The organism is Mycobacterium sp. E796 (assembly GCF_001672815.1).
GTDB lineage: Bacteria > Actinomycetota > Actinomycetes > Mycobacteriales > Mycobacteriaceae > Mycobacterium.
In genome coordinates, this window is record NZ_LZKK01000327.1 from 1 (window position 1) to 1106 (window position 1106).

Genomic DNA, 1106 nt, shown 5'->3' on the forward strand with positions numbered 1-1106 from the left:
AGACCGGGCGGGAGGATCAAGATGTCTGCGGTGATCGCGACACCGGAGCTGATAGAGGCGGCGGCAACCGACTTGGCGAGTATTGGTTCAACGGTCAACGCTGCGCATATGACAGCGGGGCCCTCGACACTTTTCGTGCGCCCCGCTGCCGCCGATGAGGTGTCGGCGGGGATCGCGCATCTGTTCTCCGGTTACGCCCAGGACTATCACGCGCTGGCCGGGAAGGCGGCGGCGTTTCAGGAGCAATTTGTGCAGCACCTGACCACCAGTGCCGGCGCGTATGCCGGCGCGGAGGCCGCCAACGTCACGTCGCTGATCAAGCCCTTGACAGCAATTGGGGCCCCGATTGCCGCTGCTGCCACAACCGCCCAGTCCACGATGAGCGATTTAATAGCGAATGTGATAACAAATATTCAAGCCGGAATAGAGACATTGATAACGATGATTACATCTTTATTAATGTTGCTAGCGATTGTACCCTTTTTGCTACTGTTTCTTTTAAGTGTTGCTTTATACGGGCCATGGTGGCTTGTTTTGCTTAATGCCGGGCGTGGGTATTGAGATGACGCCCCCCTCAGCGCGGTCGGTGAGGTTCGCGCAGTCGGATCGACGCCCAACGAGTTGGTCGCGAGGGTTGGATTCTCCATCGTTCCTTCGCCGAACCTTTCACGTTCGTGGTCGGGCAGCGTCTAGCCGACGACGAGGCGTGTCTCGGCTTTGAAGGTGCCGTCGCGGTTGTCCCGGACGTGGACGCTGGTGGTGATGGCGATGTCCGGCCAGGGCCAAGAGGCAGGCCGCAACGCAGAGCGCGTCTGTTAGATCGGGAAGAACATCGGAATGGGAGTACCTGTTGCAATAAAAAGTAAAACTAGTGCTACCCAAGCGCCTATGATTACAAAAGTGCCGACCGTAACGAAAATGCTCCATAACGCCGGGTAGCCTTGAATAAATATCCAAAACTGGTAAAAGGCTGCGCCCAATATCTTGAGTAATTGGTCGAAAGCTGCGCTAACAATGTTGCCTAACTCGTATCGGACAGCCCCGACGGCGCTGCCAATCAAGTTCACAACCCCTCCCAAGGGCTTTAGCAACGACGCCATGTTGGC

General features: G+C 56.5%; 2 protein-coding genes. One reads left to right on the forward strand and one right to left on the reverse strand.

The features are described from left to right. Positions 1–561, forward strand: a 561-nt coding sequence (locus A5706_RS26815) for a PE family protein (protein WP_082964676.1), incomplete at its 5' end; no start/stop codon positions are given. A gap of 254 nt (positions 562–815) precedes the next feature. Here A5706_RS26815 and A5706_RS26820 read toward each other — a convergent pair. After that, the coding region (locus A5706_RS26820; protein ID WP_231984910.1) for a hypothetical protein at positions 816–1106 on the reverse strand (291 nt) is incomplete at its 5' end.